At 37.1% G+C, this 22,198-nt stretch carries 25 protein-coding genes and 1 pseudogene; 6 read left to right on the top strand and 20 right to left on the bottom strand.

Annotated elements, in window-relative coordinates; all coding sequences use genetic code 11:
* Nucleotides 1–137: 137 nt before the first annotated feature.
* Genes FIU87_RS20350 through FIU87_RS20370 form a run of 5 tightly spaced genes read right to left on the bottom strand, consistent with a single transcriptional unit; the run spans nt 138 to nt 4,395 of the window.
* A complete protein-coding gene (locus FIU87_RS20350; RefSeq protein ID WP_172971134.1) occupies nt 138–851 on the bottom strand; it encodes an ABC transporter permease in 714 nt (237 codons plus the stop codon).
* A gap of 15 nt (nt 852–866) precedes the next feature.
* Nucleotides 867–1,604, bottom strand: a complete 738-nt coding sequence (locus FIU87_RS21685) for an ABC transporter permease (protein WP_152446277.1) — start codon at nt 1,602–1,604, stop codon at nt 867–869.
* Nucleotides 1,594–2,508: an ABC transporter ATP-binding protein gene (locus tag FIU87_RS20360; RefSeq protein ID WP_152446682.1), complete on the bottom strand. Its 915-nt coding sequence runs from the start codon at nt 2,506–2,508 to the stop codon at nt 1,594–1,596. Before FIU87_RS20360 ends, FIU87_RS21685 begins: the two co-directional genes overlap by 11 nt.
* 2 nt (nt 2,509–2,510) lie before the next feature.
* Nucleotides 2,511–2,999 (bottom strand): RDD family protein, encoded by a 489-nt coding sequence (locus FIU87_RS20365; protein ID WP_172971135.1) that lies wholly within the window; start codon nt 2,997–2,999, stop codon nt 2,511–2,513.
* On the bottom strand, nt 2,974–4,395 hold the full coding sequence (locus tag FIU87_RS20370) for an ATP-binding cassette domain-containing protein (protein ID WP_301538677.1): 1,422 nt from the start codon (nt 4,393–4,395) through the stop codon (nt 2,974–2,976). Before FIU87_RS20370 ends, FIU87_RS20365 begins: the two co-directional genes overlap by 26 nt.
* Before the next feature lie 4 nt (nt 4,396–4,399).
* Here FIU87_RS20370 and FIU87_RS20375 point away from each other — a divergent pair.
* Nucleotides 4,400–4,549 (top strand): annotated as a pseudogene (locus FIU87_RS20375) (LuxR C-terminal-related transcriptional regulator); the annotation flags it as partial.
* A gap of 178 nt (nt 4,550–4,727) precedes the next feature.
* On the opposite strand, the gene FIU87_RS21690 reads toward FIU87_RS20375, so the two are convergent.
* The 10 genes from FIU87_RS21690 to FIU87_RS20430 all read right to left on the bottom strand — a co-directional run bounded on the left by FIU87_RS21690 (nt 4,728) and on the right by FIU87_RS20430 (nt 12,138).
* Complete coding sequence (locus tag FIU87_RS21690; RefSeq protein WP_152446281.1) at nt 4,728–4,991, bottom strand: cysteine-rich CWC family protein; 264 nt, start codon at nt 4,989–4,991, stop codon at nt 4,728–4,730.
* Entirely contained in the window at nt 4,909–5,409 is a 501-nt protein-coding gene (locus tag FIU87_RS20385; protein ID WP_152446282.1) for a methylated-DNA--[protein]-cysteine S-methyltransferase, read from the bottom strand. The genes FIU87_RS21690 and FIU87_RS20385 overlap by 83 nt, the downstream gene beginning before the upstream one ends.
* On the bottom strand, nt 5,402–6,310 hold the full coding sequence (locus FIU87_RS20390) for a DNA-3-methyladenine glycosylase family protein (protein WP_152446283.1): 909 nt from the start codon (nt 6,308–6,310) through the stop codon (nt 5,402–5,404). Before FIU87_RS20390 ends, FIU87_RS20385 begins: the two co-directional genes overlap by 8 nt.
* A complete protein-coding gene (locus FIU87_RS20395; protein ID WP_152446284.1) occupies nt 6,297–6,869 on the bottom strand; it encodes a bifunctional transcriptional activator/DNA repair enzyme AdaA in 573 nt (190 codons plus the stop codon). The genes FIU87_RS20390 and FIU87_RS20395 overlap by 14 nt, the downstream gene beginning before the upstream one ends.
* A 135-nt stretch (nt 6,870–7,004) precedes the next feature.
* The gene (locus FIU87_RS20400) at nt 7,005–7,196 is read right to left on the bottom strand and encodes a hypothetical protein (protein WP_253905477.1); all 192 of its coding nucleotides are present in this window, start codon (nt 7,194–7,196) and stop codon (nt 7,005–7,007) included.
* A gap of 226 nt (nt 7,197–7,422) precedes the next feature.
* Nucleotides 7,423–8,169, bottom strand: coding sequence for a TMEM164 family acyltransferase (locus FIU87_RS20405; protein ID WP_152446286.1), 747 nt, complete (start codon nt 8,167–8,169; stop codon nt 7,423–7,425).
* A gap of 132 nt (nt 8,170–8,301) precedes the next feature.
* The gene (locus tag FIU87_RS20410; RefSeq protein WP_253905478.1) at nt 8,302–9,432 is read right to left on the bottom strand and encodes a GGDEF domain-containing protein; all 1,131 of its coding nucleotides are present in this window, start codon (nt 9,430–9,432) and stop codon (nt 8,302–8,304) included.
* 78 nt (nt 9,433–9,510) lie between these two features.
* Nucleotides 9,511–9,996 carry a GNAT family N-acetyltransferase gene (locus FIU87_RS20415; RefSeq protein WP_152446288.1) on the bottom strand — a complete coding sequence of 162 codons (486 nt, stop codon included), beginning with the start codon at nt 9,994–9,996 and terminating at the stop codon, nt 9,511–9,513.
* A 563-nt stretch (nt 9,997–10,559) separates the two neighbouring features.
* The gene (locus FIU87_RS20425) at nt 10,560–11,585 is read right to left on the bottom strand and encodes a DUF4179 domain-containing protein (RefSeq protein WP_152446290.1); all 1,026 of its coding nucleotides are present in this window, start codon (nt 11,583–11,585) and stop codon (nt 10,560–10,562) included.
* The gene (locus FIU87_RS20430; RefSeq protein ID WP_253905479.1) at nt 11,575–12,138 is read right to left on the bottom strand and encodes a sigma-70 family RNA polymerase sigma factor; all 564 of its coding nucleotides are present in this window, start codon (nt 12,136–12,138) and stop codon (nt 11,575–11,577) included. Before FIU87_RS20430 ends, FIU87_RS20425 begins: the two co-directional genes overlap by 11 nt.
* Nucleotides 12,139–12,306: 168 nt before the next feature.
* Here FIU87_RS20430 and FIU87_RS20435 point away from each other — a divergent pair, with 168 nt between their 5' ends.
* The 3 genes from FIU87_RS20435 to FIU87_RS20440 all read left to right on the top strand — a co-directional run bounded on the left by FIU87_RS20435 (nt 12,307) and on the right by FIU87_RS20440 (nt 15,524).
* Nucleotides 12,307–14,733, top strand: a complete 2,427-nt coding sequence (locus FIU87_RS20435; protein ID WP_253905480.1) for a bifunctional diguanylate cyclase/phosphodiesterase — start codon at nt 12,307–12,309, stop codon at nt 14,731–14,733.
* Nucleotides 14,726–14,857: a hypothetical protein gene (locus FIU87_RS21625; RefSeq protein WP_301538645.1), complete on the top strand. Its 132-nt coding sequence runs from the start codon at nt 14,726–14,728 to the stop codon at nt 14,855–14,857. The genes FIU87_RS20435 and FIU87_RS21625 overlap by 8 nt, the downstream gene beginning before the upstream one ends.
* A 121-nt stretch (nt 14,858–14,978) precedes the next feature.
* Entirely contained in the window at nt 14,979–15,524 is a 546-nt protein-coding gene (locus tag FIU87_RS20440; RefSeq protein WP_152446291.1) for a hypothetical protein, read from the top strand.
* A 53-nt stretch (nt 15,525–15,577) separates the two neighbouring features.
* On the opposite strand, the gene FIU87_RS20445 is transcribed toward FIU87_RS20440, so the two are convergent.
* Nucleotides 15,578–16,810: an NADH:flavin oxidoreductase/NADH oxidase family protein gene (locus FIU87_RS20445; RefSeq protein ID WP_152446292.1), complete on the bottom strand. Its 1,233-nt coding sequence runs from the start codon at nt 16,808–16,810 to the stop codon at nt 15,578–15,580.
* A gap of 229 nt (nt 16,811–17,039) precedes the next feature.
* A complete protein-coding gene (locus FIU87_RS20450) occupies nt 17,040–17,318 on the bottom strand; it encodes an ArsR/SmtB family transcription factor (protein ID WP_152446293.1) in 279 nt (92 codons plus the stop codon).
* Nucleotides 17,319–17,463: 145 nt separating this feature from the next.
* Here FIU87_RS20450 and FIU87_RS20455 point away from each other — a divergent pair, with 145 nt between their 5' ends.
* Both FIU87_RS20455 and FIU87_RS20460 read left to right on the top strand, forming a co-directional pair.
* Nucleotides 17,464–18,777: a voltage-gated chloride channel family protein gene (locus tag FIU87_RS20455; RefSeq protein WP_253905481.1), complete on the top strand. Its 1,314-nt coding sequence runs from the start codon at nt 17,464–17,466 to the stop codon at nt 18,775–18,777.
* A 107-nt stretch (nt 18,778–18,884) separates the two neighbouring features.
* On the top strand, nt 18,885–20,765 hold the full coding sequence (locus tag FIU87_RS20460; protein WP_152446294.1) for a M48 family metallopeptidase: 1,881 nt from the start codon (nt 18,885–18,887) through the stop codon (nt 20,763–20,765).
* A 139-nt stretch (nt 20,766–20,904) separates the two neighbouring features.
* On the opposite strand, the gene FIU87_RS20465 is transcribed toward FIU87_RS20460, so the two are convergent.
* Genes FIU87_RS20465 through FIU87_RS21165 form a run of 3 tightly spaced genes read right to left on the bottom strand, consistent with a single transcriptional unit; the run spans nt 20,905 to nt 21,937 of the window.
* Nucleotides 20,905–21,123, bottom strand: coding sequence for a GNAT family N-acetyltransferase (locus FIU87_RS20465; protein ID WP_172971138.1), 219 nt, complete (start codon nt 21,121–21,123; stop codon nt 20,905–20,907).
* On the bottom strand, nt 21,095–21,526 hold the full coding sequence (locus tag FIU87_RS20470) for a hypothetical protein (protein ID WP_152446296.1): 432 nt from the start codon (nt 21,524–21,526) through the stop codon (nt 21,095–21,097). Before FIU87_RS20470 ends, FIU87_RS20465 begins: the two co-directional genes overlap by 29 nt.
* 24 nt (nt 21,527–21,550) lie before the next feature.
* The gene (locus tag FIU87_RS21165; RefSeq protein ID WP_172971140.1) at nt 21,551–21,937 is read right to left on the bottom strand and encodes a GNAT family N-acetyltransferase; all 387 of its coding nucleotides are present in this window, start codon (nt 21,935–21,937) and stop codon (nt 21,551–21,553) included.
* Nucleotides 21,938–22,198: the final 261 nt, after the last annotated feature.

Consider the following 22,198-nt stretch of genomic DNA (forward strand, 5'->3'; position numbering starts at 1 on the left):
CTTTTTCAGCAATAGAATACGCGTCTCTTTTCTACATTAACGAAGGAACGGTAATCGTTTTTTATCTGTTTATATTCGATATTTATTCCTGTTACGATTTCTATGCTGCTTGTTTCGTACCCATTTTTCAGTTTATGTTATCTGTTATACTCAATATGTTTTGTCTTCCCAAAAAATAATATTGATATTATTGTTGCGATTAATGTTCCAAGGAAGATAAAAATAATAATTACTAAATAACTTGATTTAACGGAGGAGAAGTACAGAACTCTATATGGATATGACCATGGATTTAAAATCCAATAGGGGGTTGAAGAAAAAAATATACTGGAAACACCACCAAGAAGCGCTACCAACAAAGAAATAGTTGGAGACTGTTTAATTACCAAACAAATTACAAAATGAATGTTGACCAGTATGAATACGCTAATAATGATAAATAAGATAGGTTTTAGTTGAGTTGTTATTGATTCTTGAACCCCCCCACCAGCTAAATAAATAAAAATGCACGCTATTGCTATCGAAATGACTATATAAATAGTAATAATTAAATAGGTGAACAGTAATTTTGTCTTAAACATATGTGTAATTGATATTCCGTTATAAATAGAGTTTAAGTAACCATTTTTTCTATATTCATTACTAAATGAATAGGAGATGATTAGCCCAATTGCGATAATAATAAATAATCGAAAAAACAAGCCAGTAGTCGTAATAAATAGATTACTTTTCTGGACATCTGCTAATATTCCTAAGATTCCTTGAAATGAAATAGGGAGAATACTTAAAAAAATAATGATTAGATAAACACCGGTCCGATGCATTTTTTTGAACTCTCCTAGTACAACCATTTTTTCCTCCATAAATTAATAGTAATCATAGTAATTTTTTCTTATTGATACAAAAAACATAATGCACATTAATAATGTAGTAAGGATTATATATTTTATTATTGTATTCTGGTCAGGTGCAATGCTTCCTAAAACCTGGTCTAAATAATAAATTGGTATCGCGCTACTAACTGTTTTAGGCAAAACACTTTTTGTCATTAATAGAAATATCCAGACCACTGATAACGACATAGCTTGTATACCATTCTTTAGAAATATATGAAAGATAAGTTGACTATAAGGAATTGTTAACCCAATAAAATAATATACAACGTACGACTTAGACAATATTTCAAAATCTAATTTGATTTCAAGAAAATTGGTGTAAACAAGTGAAAAGCTAAAGGTAAAAAAAATAAATAGAGTATAAATTAGTAAGAATAGGAGATGTTTTGAAAGAATTAGGTTACTTTTTCTGATTGGTTGGGTTAGTATTATACTCCATGTACCTCTTTTATTTTCTAATGAGACTAGTAGGTTCCATAAGACTGCTGAAAATAAGATTAGGATAAAGGTAGTAAAAAAATGAGATATTGATAAATATTTGTGTATCCTTAACGAATCTTCTATATCTAACGCAGTTTGGTTATATGAAAAATAAATAATACTAACCATACAATTAAGAATGACTGCTGATACCCCGATTACTATTATCCTGTTTCTCCCTATTTTCAATACTTCTCCTTCAATTTGGTTTCTTACATTATGTAACATGCAGAGACTCCTTTTTACTAGTAAGAGTAAGAAACATTTCTTCTAAAGTTTGTTTTCTTGAGGTAATTTCATATATATTGACATTATTCTCAACTAGCAACCGTACAATTCTGGCTACCAATTGCTCAGATATGTTTAATATAAATTGACCAAAATTGTTTATATTAAATGGTATTTCTTCGTTTTCTAATATTGTTTTGGTTAATTCCAATTGATCAACCTTTAATATATATTCACCTGAGGCTAGAACTTTATTTAATTTACCTTCATAAACTAGCTTCCCTTTGTTAATCAATGAAATATAATCTGCCATCATCTCTATTTCTGCCAAGTTATGACTAGAGACAAATACAGTTTTCCCTCTGTTTTTAGACAATTCAATCAATAAATGTCTAATTTCATGAATTCCTTCTGGATCCAAACCATTTGTGGGTTCATCTAATATTAAAATTTCCGGGTCATTTAATAGAGCAAAGGCAAGACCTAACCTTTGCTTCATACCCAGCGAATAATTTCTCACCTTTTTATCCCTTGCATCGTATATTCCTGTTATTTTTAATACTCGATCAACCTCTGATAAGGGTTTATTAATTACCTTTTGAATATATGCTAGATTCTCAAATGCACTTAAATTAGGATAATAATTTGGAGAATCTATAAAGCAGCCCACTTGACTAAAAAGAGACTCTTTCCAACTATTAATATTCTTATCTTTAATTATAACTTCCCCTTCATCTGGAGAAATAAGACCTATTAACATTCTCATAGTTGTAGTTTTACCCGCTCCATTAGGGCCTAGAAAGCCATATAAAGACCCTTGTGGGATATTTAGTGATAAATCCTCTACTACAGTTTGAGTCAAAAATGATTTAGTAAGATGTTTAATTTGAATAATTGGTTGCAACATTACCGCTCCTTAGGCAAAATGATAGTTTTAGTTATTAGATCATGCAATGTCAAACCTCGATTATTAAATATTCCTAAAAGAAATCCTATGCCTAATGCGCCATACGAGACAAATGAAGAAAAATAACGCATTAAAACTTGTATAAATGAAATTTTTTTGTTCTTTCTATAACTTTGATATTCTAAGCGAAAAAATTCCATTCCTATAGTACTCTTACTCTTAAATATAATGGGAATTACCGCCCAAAAAATAACTCCTAATACCACAAAAATCAATAACTTTAAAATGATAATTGAAGAAAATGATTGAATTTCATTTAATTCATCAATAGATAAAGGATTAATCGGATTTATTGGTACTCTAAGATATAAACTTTGATTATTGAAAGATTCAACAATTTTTGCAAAAATAAAAAAACTTATGTTAAATAAAAGCACATCAATAATAAATGCACCTATCTTCTTAAAAATGAGATTCCACTTTTCCATTTTCAACATCCCTTCTTAATACTAATTGACCATTAATTAATTCAAACACTTTATCAGCTTTTTTTAATACTCTTTCATCATGAGTGATAATGATTTTTGTTGCTGTAACCGAAAAAATATTATCAATAATGATATCTCCTGTTTTCTTGTCCAAATGATTAGTTGGTTCATCTAATACTAAAATAGGATATTTTTTCAAAAATAACCTCAGCATTGCTAGACGTTGTCTTTGACCACCAGAAAAATTTCTCCCGCTTTCTGCAATCGTTATATCATTTATACTCTTGAACTGCAGGTAATCCCCAAGGTTCAGTTTATTAATATATGATTGAATTTCTAGTGGGTTATACATCACATCAAAAATTGATAGATTCTCTAATAATGTACTGCTAAATAATACCCCATCCTGAGTCATTAAACCGATATTCTTTCTTAAACCATTACTATTTATGTTCTCAATATTATCCCCGCCTATCATTACTTTTCCTGAAGTAGGCTTGTGAACTTTCATTAATATATTTGCTAAAGTTGACTTACCGCTACCACTTTTCCCGAAAATTGCGATACTTTCGTTTGCATTAATTTCAAGATTAATATTATCCAAAATTTTAGTATTTTCGATTTCATAGCTTATAGCTTCAAAAGAAATATTATTCTTTTCTAACTTTATATTTTGCGATACCTCTTCATTATCAGCCGTTTCTTCAAAAACATCTTGAACTCTTAACATTATTGGGCCAATTGCATTCCAATTTATAATAGAACTAACAATTTTTGTGACTGGTCCAAAAGCAATACTTGCCATCGTAATAAAAAAGAAAACATTTGATAAACTTACTTGGTTCCGAGTAAAGTCATAAAAACCAATAATTAAAAATAGAATCATAGAAATGGTAGACAAGGAACTATTTAATGACTCAAAGGTATATTGCTTAACCATGCGTTTGTTTACTACTCTTAAATAGTTCTTATAAGAATCATTCCATTTTTTCCTTATTTTATCATATATTCCAGTAACTTTAATAAAATAATGCTCCTTTAGTGATTCATTGATATTCCCACGGTGGTCTGCAAGATGAAAATTCTCCACTAAAGAAATTTTATATAAATGTTTACTATATAAAATATTTATCACAATTGTCATTGTTATTAACGACATTAGAATTAAAGCATATGTTGGATTTTGTAAATAGATGTTAACTAAAACTGGTACAATAACAATTAAAGAAACTATTAAGTTAATTAGGTCATTTACTACGAAATTTCTAATTCTTTCTAGTCCCATTATTCGTACTGTCAAATCCCCTACGCTGCGTGTTTGAACTTGCCTCACAGAAAGGCTAAAAATATGATCAAAAATTTTGGTTGTACTTTTTTCATCCGTTTTCCTTTGAATTTTCGATAAATCAAATTATGAGATCAGCGAAGAATTAATGGTCAGTAAACGTACTGTTGAACATCATATCTCTTCCATTATTCGAAAATTAAATGCTGATTCAAGAGTTGGTGCGGTCGTTAATGGTATTAAAAAAGGTTTACTTCATGTTTAGTTTCAGAAATAAATTAATCCCTTAATAGACTTAATTTAAGATGAAAAGTGAATAAAGAATTTCTTTATATCAGTTAAATCCCCTCCCCTCACATCTTCCCATAGCTAGTATATATAGGAGAAATAACACTATATGATTACTTGTTTCTATGGTAAAGAACAAACAGGTCGGGGGTTGTTCAGGATGGGGGAAATTCTCGTGTTTTAAAACATTTTTCACAAATGCATTGTACCCCTATAAACTCTTTTGGCACTTGTTGCAGAACTTTCGGATCCATTTTTAGAGACATACACCAACAGGTTTTAACATCCTCATCTACTTTGCACTGATTATGGTTGTTGCATATGGGACAACGATGTTTATCCACGGGCATCTTCCCTTTCTTGACACCATTTCTTCTCATGTTGAAGTAGCCATTCTTTTCTCCAAAGACCTCCTGCATAACCGGTTAATGTTCCATTTGAGCCTATTACTCTATGACAAGGAAAGACGATGCTTAATTGATTTTTTCCGTTTGCATTCCCTACAGCTCTAATAGCCTTTTCATTTCCAATGGAATCGGCAATATGTTGATAGGTTACCGTTTCCGCATAGGGGATTTCTATTAATGCTTTCCAAACTGTTTGTTGAAAGTCCGTGCCCTTTAATTGATAAGAGAAGGAGAAATTTTGGCGCTCTCCCTTGAAGTATTCATCAAGCTGGGTATAGCATTCTGTTAATACAGAAGGAGTTTGTGCTTGTAAAAGGTTCTTCTTTTTCTCCTTTTCAGAAAAGAAAATGGAGAGGATGGCTTCATTGGTAGCCATTATTTCGATTACCCCAATTGGTGATTCATAATCTAATTTATGGATGCTAGTCATATAAGGACCTCCAAAGATAAAAGGTTGCATACGCCTCCCAGCCCTCCCAATTGGCTGCATAGGCTTGTACTTCTGAAATAGATGGTTTATTTTCTAAACTCAGCAGCTGCTTTAAGGCATTATGAAGGCCAACATCAGCTACTGGGAAGGACGAAGGGAGATGCAGGCATTTCATCATCACGTAATCTGCTGTCCAGGCTCCGACTCCTCTTATCGTCATTAATGATTTTTTTATTTCATGACATTCATTTTTTTGAAATAGTAAGCCTTTTGAAAGGTCGCCATTTGCCATCATTTTGGCAATCCCGATGATGTATTCGGCTTTCCGACTAGTAAATTGAAGCTCTCTTAATTCCGCTACGTCTAGTAATGCAATTTTTTCAAATGATGGAAATAGCCAGTAGGTTTCTCCCTCGCAAGTCATGCTCTCCCCAAACTGTTCGACAAAGCGTTTTTTTAAGGTGTAGGCAAAAGTTAAATTGATTTGCTGACCCATAATGGCCCATACTAGTGCTTCAAAAAGATCAGGGATACATAAAATGCGCAATCCATGATAGCGATGAACTAGGGTTTTTAATACCTTATCTTGCCGTGCCATCTCATAAAACCCCTCTAAATTTTGCTCCAAGTCAAACCATTCCCAAAAATATTCTGCCACTTTTTTACGATAGTAACTGGAGGGTGATTGTGCGGGGAACTCCACTATAATGGCATGATTAACGTAATCAAGCTTACATAATAGTAACGCTTCTTTCACTTTAATAAGTTTATAGATAGATCCCTCTTTCACTTGATGTAGAATTTCCAGGTTCGATCTGTTCAAAAAAATTAAACACTCATCGAAATTGAATTCCTTTGGAGGATACAGTTCGATTGTAGCTTCTTTATCACGCCAATTCATGGAGATGTTCCTTTCGATATTCACTAGGTGAACAAGACTTTAGGCTTCGAAACACTTTGTAAAAATTAGAGGGGCTCCGAAATCCCGCCTCATAGCAAATTTCCAGGTTCGTTAATGTTGTATTTTTTAAAAGGTGCGCTGCCTTATCCACACGAATTTTTTCTAAGTACGAGCGAGGAGTCTCCGACGTTTCCTGTTTAAACAAGCGTTCTAAATAGAAAGGACTTAGGCCAACTTGATCTGCAATATCTTTTAACATCAAATGTTGCTTATAATGATTGATTAGAAAGCTTATAACATTTCTCACAACTTCAATATGTGGGGAATGTTCAATTTCTGGCTGACATCTCTTACATGCGCGGAAACCAGCATTCTCCACTTCCAAGATACAACTGTAAAATTCCACATTTATTTTCTTCGGTTTTCTTGAGCGACAGGAGGGGCGGCAATATATCTTGGTCGTTTTGACTGCTGTAAAAAATACCCCATCATACTTACGATCACACGCAATAATTTTCTCCCACATCTCTTCAAATGAAAGTTTGATATCGGTTTCCATATCCCTTTACTCTCCCTTCCTGCCCTATTTTCTTTATTTTAACAAGTATTGAACGCTCTTTTCATCCTTATTCTTGCTCTTATGGTCTGAAATGAGGGAATAAAAAGAAGACAGGTTTCCCTGTCCCTTAATCACCTATAGTAACACCAACATCCCCACACCAATGACCCACACCATAGGAATAAGGTTTATTACGACGGCAGCTCGTTTCTTTTTGTTATGAAGGACCCATGCAAAGATAGAACAAATGATTACTGCAAGTGGATAGGCACTGATGGTTAACACAAAGAGACTATTCCAAAAAGCAATTCCATTATCAAAAGCCATAAAAGACAATCCCCATATTGGAAGCCAGAAAACCAAACTCACCAGATAAAATAGTTGGCTTACTACCAAAAAAAGTTTCATAGTCTCACCATCTCGCTTGTATTTTCCTGCCCTACCATTAGTATATTTTCTGCCATCTGGAAAAATGCTAAAGGACGGAGGAACAGGAAAGTACAGCTCCCTCGTCCCACTACCTACCCTTTTGTTTCACGTGTAACACCTTTTCTTAACCAGTAATGTTAGCAGTCTGTTTCCAATAGCTACTCACACTTCTCATCACAAATACAAATCCCATATAACCATACAAGACCAATAGCCCTGGCCAGAGATAAAAGTAATTGTATGGGATGAAGCTACCTAATAGTTCAAATGCTGGATTTGTCGGTGCAGCATATTTGATAAAGGTATAAAAGTAATTGATTTCGAGATTAGTAACACTCATCAAGAACAGGTTCAATAGGTGCATCATGCCGGCAATAACGAGTCCAGTTAGACTGACACGTATTGCTTTTTTGAAGGATGGCGAAGGATCATACAGCCCCCACCTGCTTGCAAGCAGTGGAATCGCAACATTTAAAAAATGAAAAACAAAGAATGATAGCGTTAAAAGAGAAAATGGCTCTGCAATATAATCTTTACTCGGCAGGATAAGTGCTGCAAAGGCGCCAGGTACACATAAATAGAATGCAAAATCCATCAAAGTAGTATTCTTAATCAGGAGAGCAAGAGGAATAATGATTACCCCGATGTAGCACAAATGAAAAGGCAATAGCGTGAGCCAGTGCCACCCGTCCAGATAAAAGCAATAGTTATTAATTAAAAGAGCAACAAAACTGATCCCGGATAATAAATACAACACCTTCGTTTTGTTCTGTACATTACGTTTCTTTATCATGAATAAAATGGCAACATAAATTCCAATGGCAACTACATCGTAGTAAAATAATGGAATGGCCTCGAGCAGCTTCGTCATAGATCACCCTCCTTTCATAAAAATTTACTCTCTAACTTTTTCTCCATTTGAGTCTTATGACCTGCTTCATTGCAAATTAACCTGTAAAAAAAAGAGAATTCATCGGTATTTGATGAATCCTCCCCCCTCTTCCTACTTATATTTTCTATTAAAATCTTCATAAGAATTGTCGCAAACTTTATTTCTGCCTGTGCGCTTTGCTTTGTACAAACACTCGTCAGCAACATAGACAATTTGTTTAGCATCACTCTCGGTTTCTGGATAGGTTGCAACACCTATGGAAACCGTGATGTGGATGGATTTTATAGGTGAAACTATAAATTTGTGAGCTTCTACTGCTTTTCTGATACGCTCTGCGATTTCCATTGCATGAGCGTGCGGGCTATCAGGTAAAATGACGGAAAACTCCTCTCCCCCATTTCTAGAAACAACATCAAATGAGCGAGTCGTATTTTTTAGAACCTTTCCCAATTCTGTTAGTATCGTATCACCGACAGGGTGTCCATAGGTGTCGTTCACGTTTTTAAAATGATCAATATCAATGATTAATAGCGATAATCGCTCCCCTTTATCTACAGCATTGCTAGTTAGGGTATTCCAAATCGCATCGAACTGACGGACATTATTTAAGCCAGTCAGAAAATCAATGGTTGATTCTTTTTCATACTTCATTAAGAGATACTGTGTTTTTCTTATATATTCAACGAAGAAGATAGAAGTAAGCCCACCAATAATGGAAATCACCCAATACGATGGAATTAAAATAGTTAAAACACCGTAATCATCAACCAGAAAGGAGATAAAGACGCTAAATACAATATTGGAGAAAACAATCATAACCAAACTTTTCTTGTAGGATAGTCGACCTAGGTTATTTTTATCACATAATTTGTTGATGACTACAAAACCAATGATCAAAATTGCCATTAGCAACAATGCTGCAATGGCAGAATTAGTGAATCCAAATATAAATCTTCCGAGGATAATTAAAACCGCGCTGATAAGAGCTTGCGGGATGCCTAAAAACATAATAATCAGCATTACTGGTATGAAACGTAAGTCGACGATGGTTTCTTGCGTTATCTGTATCGAATAATACATCAAGATAAAACCTAAAATTCCTCCTGCCATCCCATCAATAATAACGGAAACAAGATAATTTCTTTTATCTAATTGAGCCTTCCATCGTAATTGCAAGTAGATAAAAATCAAGGAAAACATAACACAAAGATTGAAAAACAAATCATTAAACAAATCTAACAAAAACAAAATCCTCCTTTAATGCCTTTCACACTTCACTCGAACCATTCATTGCCCTGTTTTGTGCTGACAAGTTGAAATTTATACAAGTAGTTTCATTCTTATAGTCTTTAGGATATGTCCATCAAAATCATCATCAAATTCTGAGACAACCTGAAATCCTTTTGCCTCATAAAAGGCTTTTCCAATTGCATTGTCTTTTTCGACATTGATATACATTTCTTTGACACCATCTAAGTAAATTATCCCTTTTTCAAGCAGCTTTGTTCCAATTCCATTCCCTTGAAACTCAGGATATAGATAAATAGCTGCAAGCTCTACTTTCCCCTCGTCTTTTACTCCAGAGAAGTTAGCAAAACCGACTATTTTCCCTTCCATTTCTGCTACAAAAACAATCGACTGCTCTAAGCGCCGATGCATCATAGCATCGTTATAAGCAGACTGCAAAAAATTATCCTGAACCTCGCGTGGAATTATTCCCTCATACGTGTGATTCCAGCTGATCTTCGCTACCTGCTGTACCTGCTGAATATCTTCTTCGTTCATTTTACGGATAACCAATTTCATTTTTATCAGTCCTTTTAATTTCTATATAATTCCAATAGAATTACATTATAACATTGGGTTTTTAGAAAAAGATATTTCTTTACAAAAATAAATAATAGATTTATAGAGTAAGAAAATTTAGATAATTTTTAGAGGAATTGCCTTATAAATCTAGCGTACTATCGGGGTAATTTTATAAGGGAGACGACACTTCAAAATAAGTGTCGTATGACTGTCAGGAGAAAAATATGAAAGCTGGGACAAAACTTAAAAACGCAACAAAAAGACGACCAATATTAATGCCGGCATTAAATACCGCTATTGCTTTCCGTGCAAGACTTCGCTTTCCGCGGGTGACCCGTGAGCCTCCTCGGCTTCGCCTGCGGGGTCTCACTTTGGCCACTTCTTTAAGCAGGAGTCTACGTCTTGCACTCCAATCAACCGCTGGTGTCATCTAAGAAGTAAAAGTATATTTTAATACTTAAAAAACCGAACTGGTTTGATCAAATACTCCAATCAGTTCGGTTTTTACTTAGGCTAAAACACTCTTGTCCCAGCCTCTTTTCTTGAGTAATTTTCAAGTGTCACTGTGACTCGTTTAAGTCAATAACAATCGGTTCCATCTCTATTTTTGTATGGCCCTTACCACTATTAAGACTCGCAATCTGGGTTGTCTGAATGATGAGTTTTGTGGCGCCTTCTTTCATGGGACCGAAATCGCTGGTTCCTTTAAATGATTTGTAATCATCTGTTGTCTTACCGCCACCACCAGTTCCATTCATATATACATTTCCGAGGTCATCGGTTATATGAAATACAGGTGTCACACTTTCCCACTCTTGTAGGAGTTCATCCGCTACCTCTTGTTCGTAGTTAATAACGGTGGATACGTCTGTGAACTCAACAGATTTAAGTGTAAATTGGGTATTTTCGTGTTGAACTGTTTCATTGATCAACTCCATTTCCCCATTTAAACGATCGAGGGAAAAAGCAAAAGACCAATCTCCTTCTAATTCCATATCATTCGATAAACTTTTAAAAACTCCTGGCTCCCATGCTATCTCGACTGTTTCTGGATAGTCCTCCGTTTCGAAATAAGGAGTAATCGTGGCCAACCCTACAAAGCGATTGTCACTTATTTTTGTGATTTTTTCAGTACCTCCCATCCCAATTGCACTCGCAACATCAAACCAGTTGGTGGTACGGAACTCCATTTCATTTTTTATCTCTTGTTCTGTTTCTAAGGCATAGGAAATGGTAATATTCGTTCCATCATAGACAGCATTGTCTATCATCACAGTCGTACCATTGCTCGTTTGTGCAAGGCCAATATCAGTGGAGAAGGTATCAAAGCTCGTGTAATCTCTTTCTTCCTCATTAAAATAATGGATAACATTATCCATAAAGGGGATTTGTGATGCAATGGAAGGAAATGCAAATGCAACGGATGTAACAGTAAAACCTACCATCATAGCTGCCGCTACTAGAGGTTTTCTGACAGTCCTTTTTTGTTGTTCAGCTTTCGCTTTTTTTACTCCTAATTTCGATCGTTCATGTAGCTCTTTTGGGATTTGTATCTTTTTCAACTCTTGATTAATATTACTGTTCACAAATATCCCCCTCCTTAAATTGCTTTCGAAGTTTATTTAACGCACGGTAGAGAATTGATTTTGCCGTCCCAAGTGGAATTTCCAAAAGTTCCGAAATCTCTTTAAATGTATGATTGTGATAGTATCGCAGTAATACGATACTTTTTTCGTCCTCATCCAACGCTTCTATCAACTCTTTTAATGAAATCGATAGCGTCATGTCCTCATTCTCAGTACCCATAAACTCCTCATAACCTGGGTTTAAATGAACGATCTTTTTATTTCTCCTTACGATATTCGTTGCAACATTCATGGTAATCTTCATTAACCATGTTTTGAAGAATTCTGGTTTTTTCAATGTATGGAGCTTTTTAAATGATTGATAGGCTACTTCTTGCACAACATCCAACGCATCGTTTTGATTTTTCACAAAGACATACGCCATTCGATAGATATCTTCTTCATACTCCTGAAACAGCTTCAAAAATGCTTTATCGTTCCCTTTTTGGGCTTTTTTTACTAAAGCAATGATAGCAATTCCTCCCTTCTTGTTTCTCTTACATCTATTAGACAAATTACCTTCACATTTGGCTTAAACATTTGGATTTTTTCTTAAAAAATAATCCACATCTTCCAAAAAATGATAAAATAATACCATTAAACTATTTAACTATTTGGATGGACTACGAAAAAGTGGGACAAGGGACCTGTCCCTCCGTCTCAAAAAGGAGCAATTATTTTCATGGAAGCTATATCAAGCTCATACCATTTACCACTTGTGCTACTCTCGATTTTAATTGCGATCATGGCCTCGTACGCGGCGCTAGATTTGGGTACTCAGGTCCGGAAAGCGACGTCCTATGTGCAATTGGCATGGGGGAGTGCGGGTGCATTAGCCATGGGGATGGGGATTTGGGCCATGCATTTTGTTGCAATGCTCGCCTTTCACCTTAACATACCTGTTCAATATGATTATCGTGTTGTTGTCCTTTCTATCCTGCCGGCGATTCTATCTTCGGGCATCGCTTTATATATCATCAGTAGAAAAGACATGAATACCATCCATGTTTTTCTTGGGGCTTTCTTTATTGCAACGGGCATTGTTTCTATGCATTATATCGGCATGGAAGCGATGATGATGGATGCTGACATTGTTTATGATACCTTTCTCTTTGCACTCTCGATCCTTATCGCCTTTGTGGCATCGGTAGTGGCAATTTATCTTATCTCTTTTGTTAGTCAACACTATCAATCCAAGAAAATATGGTGGAGAAAATTTATTAGCTCGCTCATTATGGGTGCTGCCATTTCGGGTATGCACTATACGGGAATGGCTGCAGCTAGCTACGAAGGACATTCTCACCTTACGGGTTTGTATGAGGGGTTTAACAGTACCTATTTAGCCTATGGGATAGGACTCGTCGTTCTTATTTTACTAGGGTTTGTGTTTGTGAGTGTGTTGATTGATCGCCGTTTTGAAAATCAATCGATTATTTCGGAGCGCAGATTCTTATCGGTACTTGAATCTGCTAATGATGCCATTATTTTATCCGACAATACAGGTACCATCATTTCATGGAACACCGGAGCAGAGAAAATTTTTGGTTTTAAAAAAGAGGAAGTCGTTGGCCAAAAGCTACAAACGATTATTCCGAAAAGATACCAGAAAGCACACCGAAAAGGAATGGAACGCTATATCGCGACTGGAGAGCAAAAGGTAATCGGGAATACCGTAGAGCTAGAAGCCGTGAAAAAAGATGGTAGTGAAATCCCCATTGAGTTATCTTTGGCCTCTTGGAAGGAAGAAGAAGCCATTTACTTTAGCAGTATAATCAGAGATATTACCGAAAGAAAAAGAAATGAGAAAAAAATGAACCAAATGGTGTACCTCGATTCTCTGACAGGTCTGCCTAACCGTTTGTTATTGAACGACCGTTTATCGTTAGCAATGGACCAAGCTGACCAGAATCATGATTCGTTAAGCATCATGTTCATCGACTTAGATCGTTTTAAATATATTAATGATACGCTTGGACATGCCGTTGGAGACCAGCTGTTAATTGAAGTGGCCAATCGCATTCAGTCTTTCTTAGGGAAACACGATACGTTATCCAGACAAGGTGGGGACGAATTTATTGTATTGCTTCCACATACGACGGCAGTTGAAGCAACGAAGCGAGCCAAAGCAATTGTTGATGCCCTTAACTCTTCCTTAATCGTGGAGGATCAAGAACTATACATCACCCCATCTATTGGGATCGCCATGTACCCTACAGATGGAAAAGACATCGACACCCTAATAAAAAATGCCGACACGGCCATGTACCAAGTAAAGGAGCTAGGCAAAAACAATTTTCAATTTTACACGCCTGCCATGAACGAAGCGGTTTCTAGAAGAATGACATTAGAAATTGGCTTACGCAAAGCCTTGGAACGGGATGAATTTACGGTTGCCTATCAGCCACAAATAGACGTTACCACCAATGAAATCATTGGTGCAGAAGCACTCCTTCGCTGGAATCACCCAGAATGGGGCAGCATCTCCCCTGCTGAGTTCATTCCAATCGCAGAAGAAACCGGCCTCATCCTGCAAATTGGTGAGTGGATCTTAAAGGAAGCATGTCTACAAAACAAACGATGGCAAGACCAAGGCTATAACCCACTTAGGATGGCAGTGAATATCTCTTCTCGCCAGTTCCAACAAAGCGACTTACTGGACCGTGTAAAAAACATCCTGCAAGAAACTGGCTTAGCAGCCCACTATCTTGAACTAGAACTAACAGAAAGCATTATCCAGGATTCCAAACATGCAGTAGTAAAAATGCAACAATTAAAGGATATGGGCATCCATCTTTCCATAGATGACTTCGGGACGGGATATTCCTCGCTAAATTATCTGAAGACATTCCCAATCCACACTCTAAAAATTGACCAAAGCTTCACGAGAAACATCTATGCGGATCCAAAAGACGCATCTCTAGTAGAAACCATCATCACCATGGCCCACAACCTAAATTTAAAAGTAATCGCTGAAGGCGTTGAAACTGTCGAGCAGCTTCAATTCCTGCAGCAAAAGCAATGTAATGAGGCACAAGGATACTACTTCAGCCGACCGATTTCCGCAGAGGATATGCGAGGGTTGTTGGAGGGGAATACAGTTAATGTTTAAGAAAAAGTGTGTTACGCCGATGAGTGGCGTAACACTTTTTGTTTTGTTTAGAGAAGAGCTTTTCATCTACTCGTATTTTCGTAATTTACATATTTATTTTCATTTGGTAAAATATTTTGCATAAGGTAAACTTTTTAGGCGTAATGCATAAATACATAAAAATTTTTATCCTATTTTTTTACCTAATACAAAAAAGTTTCTATAAGGAAAAAGTAGTAGATGATATGATGAGGAGGAGTAATGGAATGGCAATTCAAGCAAAAATTATTAAAAAGGGGTGGATGTTTCCAATTGTCATTGTTTTCATGCGTGTTCTCTTCGGGGTGGGTTGGCTTTTAGCCGGGGTGACCAAAATCTCTGATAAATTATGGTTTAAAAAGCCTGGGGAATTTCTGACTACCTATTTAAACAGTGCATTAGAGAAGCCAGATGTACCAGTATTTTATAAACATTTTATTGAACTTGTGGCATTGGAACATGTGATGGCATTAAACTACGTCATCCCTATCGTACAAATTATAATAGGAGTTTTTATCGTGATGGGTTTTTTTACTATCCCATCTATCTTAACCTGCCTCTTTATGCACATTAATTTTATACTGTCTGGAAATATGAATTTCATGAGCCTTGTTCTTTATACAAGTGCCTTTACACTCATCATTTTTCGCAGAGAGGTCTATCTTTTTAGTCTGGATAAGCTTCTCAACCTTGCTTATTTTGTTACAAGCAAGAAAGACAAATTAGAAAAAACCATCGATCCTGATAAAGAAAGATTGTTCAGTAACACCTAACATCAAATATTAAAATGAGGGAACAGGTCCTTAAATCTGTTCCCTTGTTTGACTTATCCTCGTTTCTTCGTAAACCCGTGTGTTCCTTGACTCCATAACACATGTAAAATCGTCGACCATGCACTAAGCTTTTCCTTAGGATTCTTGCCTTTTCCTATTCGAGCTAGCTGTTGCCCATACCAGCCAATTTCAAGCATCGGAATGTTTTTATCCACCTTTGTCATACCTGTTGTAATAGGCGGCATCATCACTTTTTCTAGCTCTCCATTCAACAAACGATTCGGTAAATCTGGATAAAGGGCAAAGGGACGTGCGATGCCAATCATGTCAATTTCATCTTCAGTGAGGGCATCTATCATCCCTGCTTTCGTACGAAAACCTCCTGTCACGACGATAGGAGTCGCAACTAGCTTCCTAACTTTTTCTGCATAGTGTAAAAAGTAAGCTTCACGCTGTCTCGTGCTTTCTTTTTCAGGTGCCCCCATCATCGCGGGCTTTTCATACGTTCCACCAGAGATCTCAATTAAATCTATTCCTGCTTCGGATAGTTTTTGAACAACTGCCATCGATTCTTCTTCCGTAAAGCCACCACGCTGAAAGTCTGCTGAGTTTAGTTTGATTCCTATCGGAAAGTCCTCTCCAACTTGCTGTCGGATTTCTTTATATACTTCTAAAACAAAGCGCATTCGATTTTGTAGGCTTCCTCCCCATTCATCGACTCGTTGATTGTGGTGAGAGGACAAAAACTGATTCACCAAGTAACCATGGGCTCCATGGATTTGCACGCCGGTAAAGCCTGCTTTTTTCGCGATCCTCGCACTATTACCAAAACGTTTAATGACCTCTTTAATTTCTTCTGAAGTCAGCGCTCGTGGTGTGTTAAAAAATCTCCCTACTTTTCCAGATAGAGGGATAGCGCTTGGTGCCACTGGTTCTTTGGAGATGAATTTCGGCGATTGCTTCCCTGGGTGATTCAGTTGCATCCACAAATGGGTATTATTTTTTGTGCCTGCTTTCGCCCATTTTGATAGCATCTCTAAATCCTTTTCATCTTCTATAACGACGTTCCCAGGTTCTCCGAGTGCACGGCGATCAATCATGACATTTCCAGTAACAGAAAGACCAACGCCGCCCTCTGCCCACTTTTCATATAGTTTTACTAAGGACGTGGTTGGCGCATGATCTGCTGTTCCTTGCGCCTCGCTCATTGCTGATTTAAAGATACGATTTTTGATTACCGTTCCATTGGGTAAGGTCAGAGGAGCAGCTAAAATATTGTTTTCCATTATGATGTTCCCTTCTTTCTTTTTGGCTGTTTTCGCAAACATTGTTGCTACTGCGTATAGTTAAGACACACGTGATAAAGGTTGCTGTCGTGCTCTTTTCCTGGAGGAGTTTATACACTTAGCAATTTTTCTTCGCATAATGATTGGAAAAAGTCTTAAAGCCGACTTTTTCTTAGGTTTTTAGCAACAATTTTTTGAAAAGAGCCTTCTTTTTTTAGATGTGGATAATTTATTCGCAACAAGTAGTGATAAATTCTGTGAATCCTTGAAGCGATTTTATAATCTGTTCTTTGTCTGGATAATAGTAAACTTCTTTACCTTCTTTTTTCGAAAGTAAAATGCCAGCTCGCTTTAATACAGCAAGATGTTCGGAGGCAGTAGACTGGCCTATACCAACTAACTCCGCAATTTCATTGACTGTTAACCTACTCTTCTCTTTGAACAGAAACATGATCTCCTGCCTTTTTTCACTTGCTAACGCTTTTAAGAAACTTTGAACGTCATTCATGCTTATGATTTCTCCACCTTCATATCGTTATATCGGAATATACCGATATAATAGCATGCATTCCTTTAAATAGGCAACTGATATGCTCTTAAATAATTTTATTGCATCTGGTAAAAATAACATTGTCTGTTAGAACTGGTTAGAAATGAGTGATTTTTGGATGCTTTTGAAGTATAAAACCTTTTTTACCCTTCTTGCTCAATGGAGTTTCTTTGGAAGCATCATTGGTTTCATGGTGGGCTCGACCACCACCTTTCTTTTAAAAACAAATGATTATCTTGGAGATGTACGATTACAAAACGATTGGCTTATCCTCCTTCTTCCTTTTGGAGGCATTGTCATCGGTTACTTATATATGAATTACGGGAAGGTTTTCTCGAATAATACGTTACATGACACGGCTGAGTTAAATAACCTGGTCATCGACGCCGTTCATGGGAGTAAAAAAGTGCCGATGAGAATGGGTCCAATCGTCTATATTGGTACCTTTATTACCGTCATATTGGGGGGCTCAACAGGGAGAGAAGGGGCAGCAATTCAAATGGGCGGCAGTGTGGCCTCAGCCGTCAACCACTTCTTTAAAGTAAACAAATTGGACTCAAAAATTCTCATCATGAGCGGAATAAGTGCTGGCTTTGGCGCTGCCTTTGGGGCACCCATAACGGGGGTTGTTTTCGGTATGGAAATGGCCACATTAGGAAAATTGAAATTTGAAGCACTTGTCCCATGTCTTACTTCAAGCTTTGTTGCACACTACATCACAACAGCAGCTTGGGGACATCAACATGAGGAACTTATCATCCAAAGCGTACCAGAGATATCACTGATTACGTTTATAAAAGTTATCCTTCTAACTGTAGTCTTCTGCTGGGTTAGTGTTTTATATTGTCAGTTGCGCCACGGGATACAACATTTTTCAGAGAAAATTTTCAAAAAGAATCATATGAAAAGAGCGTTCTTTGGAGGAATCGTAGTTGTAGCGTTAACTTTCCTGATTGGCTCACAAGACTACAATGGCCGGGGCATTGAGATGTTAGAACAATCCTTCAAGGAAGAAGTCCCTCCTTATTCTTTCCTGGCCAAGCTTGCTTTTACTGCGATATCGATTGGTAGCGGCTTTGTAGGAGGGGAAGCCATCCCTTTATTCTTCATTGGCGCAACCTTAGGCAATGCGTTGCATACTTTTATCGATCTACCTCTTTCCTTTCTGGCTGCATTAGGCTTGATTGCCGCGTTTAGTGCAGGTACCAACACCCCTTTGGCAGCATTTCTCCTCGCAATGGAAATGTTTAATGGACAAGGATTGGAATACTTCTTTGTAGCCTGTCTTGTTAGCTATCTATTTTCAGGACATCACGGACTATGGCCTTCTCAAAAGATTTATGACCCGAAAAGCAGGTTATATCAGCTTCCCCCTGGAGAAACCAATGAAAATGTAGAAAATAGAAAAAACCACTAATACCTTTATTTAAAAAGTCCTAATTTTACAAAAATTAGGACTATCTCATTTCTGAAGGTCATGCTTTAATTAAAGAAGATGGAAATAAATATAAAGGGTGGGGAATTATGACGGATGAGAAATTTGAATTGCTCGTAAAAAAACTCGAAACAAAGGCGGAAGAAAATCCTGGGAGATATCGCTTTAAAGTGCTCTTATTAACGGCACTTGGCTATGGATATATTTTATTCTTTCTCTCCTTGGTGTTAGTTTTACTGACTATTTCCGTTCTGTATATGACGGACGGAAATTTTTCGTCTGGCAGTCTGAAATTATTTTTAGTAACTGGTGCTCTATCTTTTTTCATTATTAAGTCGCTATATTTGACAATATCACTGCCAGAGGGGTATTACTTAAAGAAAAACGAAGCACCTGAATTGGAGAAAGCCATCTCCACTATTAGTACTCAGCTTAAAACACCTAAAATTCATGCGATTGTGTTGGACAATGATTTCAATGCCGCTGTGATGCAGCATCATAAATTTGGACTATTTGGTCCGAAGAAAAACATCTTGATGATTGGGATTCCACTGATGTCTGGCCTCAGCCGGGAGCAGTTTACCACTGTTTTAGCCCATGAGCTAGCGCATATTTCCCATTCCGATACCTCATTCGGTGCGATGATCTACCGTGTGAGAAAAACTTGGGCGCAGCTTATGACTTCCCTAGAAAATAATGAACAGTTTGGAACCTTCTTATTCCGCAAGTTTATTCAATGGTTTTATCCTCGGTATTCGGCCCACACCTTTGTCATGGCCCGCCAGCAGGAGTATGCTGCAGATGCCGCAGCTGCAAAAGTAACATCACCTGAAGCAGTAAGGGATACTTTATGTACCGTCTCCATTGGCGGACAGTACTATTATGAGAATTTCTTTCATGAGCTTTTCCAAGAAGGCTCCAAAACGAACGTCGTGCCTCACCCGTATACACAATTTTTCAGTAGATACCAAAAACTTAATCCCGCATTAGCAAACGAATTTCTACAAAATGCCCTTTCAAGGGAAAGCAATGTAGAGGATACCCATCCATGCTTGACTGCGCGATTGAATGCTGTTGGGATGAAACCGGACATTCCAACGAATAAGGAATCTGCCATCGACTTTTTCTTTGCCAATCCAAAAGCAATCCTCCAGCAATTTAATCAAGAATGGTTAGAGCACAACAAGGAAAGATGGAACGAGCAAATCGCTTCCTATAATGATGCAAAAAGTAGATTGCAAGAATTAGAACAGAGTAAGGAACTTGATATCCATGGCAAATATGAAAAGGCGATTCTAACTCGCAATCTAGTTGGATATGAACCGGCTATTCCCTTGCTAGAGGAAATGATTGTGGAGTTTTCGGAAGAGAGAGTTGCACCGGCTTACCTTGCACTCGGAAACATCTACTTGCATCAGGAAGATACTGCCCAAAAAGGCGAGCGTTACGTCAAAAAAGCGATGGAAATTGATTGGGAGCTAAAGGAAGAGGCTTTAGACACTCTTTGTGAATACTACTATCACACTGGCAACATGGAGGCATTTGAGGAAACTAGAATCCAGCTTGAAGCCTGGCCAACTCTATTAAAGCAGTTTGAAGAGGAAGCCTCTGACCTCAACCTCGACGACCAGTATATGGCACACGACCAAGCACCAGAACAAGTGAAGGAAATTGCCGACAATCTCCTTCCTCACAGTGAAATTGTGGAGGCGTATTTCATTCGAAAAGTGGTGAGTGTCATACCAGAGAGAAAGATATATTTACTTGGATTGAAGGTGCAAGTCCCAGAAGCTATCGACCAAGACGAATACACAGAGCAATTATTAGATAAATATTCAGAAGAACTAGAGATTGTGGATAACATCCAGTTTTTCCTTCTGAATGGGAATGAGGAATTTGAGGCGAAAATGAAGGAAGTCGAAGGATCGCAGATATTAGAAAAGAGCGTACACAAGGAACACGTATCCTAAATATGTCATAACAGATAAAAGCCAGGGAGCCTTCATTTTTCGGAGGAATCCCTGGCTTTTTTTTAAGCGTTTCAATAGGTTAAAGAGTTATCTGTTTCGTCGCTGTGTTTAGAGGCAGAAATAATTCCCTAGCCTACAACTAATCTCTTAATCTCTTTAAAATCCGGTAATGTCCTTTTCCGGGAATATATCCAAAGGTTCGATTTAGATGTTGTATAGGAGCGTTACTTTTCTCAGAATCGGTAGTCATCGTTTGCGCTCCTGCTTTCCTTGCCGTCTCAATGGATAGAGCTTTTAATGCTTTTGCAATGTCACGCCCACGATATTCTTTATGAACGCCTGTATAGTTTGTATACACTACTATAGTTTGTATACACTACTCCTTCCTCTTCTGTGGTGAATAATTGAGTCACGCCCACGAACCGCTCCCCATCAACTGCAATGAAAACCCAATCTTTGCGCGAAAAATTTTCTGGCATGAACTCTTTTTTCCATTGATCAAATGGAGCAACACTACCGTACTGACCTGGGTTATCCTTTGAGGTATCCACCCACAATTCATACAATTTTCTTTCGGTATCGTCTGTTATAGTTTCAGCAAGTGTAACAAACTGAATGCAAGACTTTGTTACTTGTTCTACTAAACTCGCATATCTAGCAAAGTCAAATTGATGGACGTCCAACTCAAGGTCAAATACATGAGCATCCAAAGAATAACCACGTTTCTGGACAAAAGGAAGGGAAGCATCAATCCAATCCATTATGACGGATGTTAAGACAGAAGCTTACTGTTCATTTGCCCAATTTTCAAGATGTGCTAAAATCCTCTCTCCTACCCCCTGGCCACTGTAATCAGGATGAGCACAAAAAATACACCCCACACTACCAGCATCAACCCAAGGAGCACGAAAAACAGCACCATACCCAATCACTTGACCGTGATCATTTTCTGCAATCACTCTTGTTCTACCAAAACCAATCAAGAGACCCTCTTCATTTAATGTCAAATTTGATGTCGTTGGAATTTGCGAATCCTCTTCAGCAAGGGTTTGAGCCGTTGTTGATCCTGGTTCTACCATATTAAGAAGGGTAGCAATGTGCTCATAATCTTCTGGGATTCTAATATCTCGAAGCTTTATGTGACAAGGTTTACTAGATTCAGTAATAGACATATGTATCTTCTCCTTCGTGTTTACAAGAACGATATTTTTTACTGTAAGAACAGCCATTGACTTCCTTTTAATTCCATTACGAACATATATTATTTCTAGTAGATCCCTCTTTTTTCCTTTTTGGGTTAAAAAAATAAGGATTCGGCAAAAACAGTGTAAGGTTAAAAAGGTTATTCCTTTAACAGTAGATTTCAGCAAAGGATGTTCTGGAGGATATCTAAAGGAATTTGGATAATATATATTCAAACTAAAAGTGTTACG

It is taken from the genome of Bacillus sp. THAF10 (assembly GCF_009363695.1).
Taxonomy (GTDB): Bacteria; Bacillota; Bacilli; order Bacillales; family Bacillaceae_I; genus Sutcliffiella_A.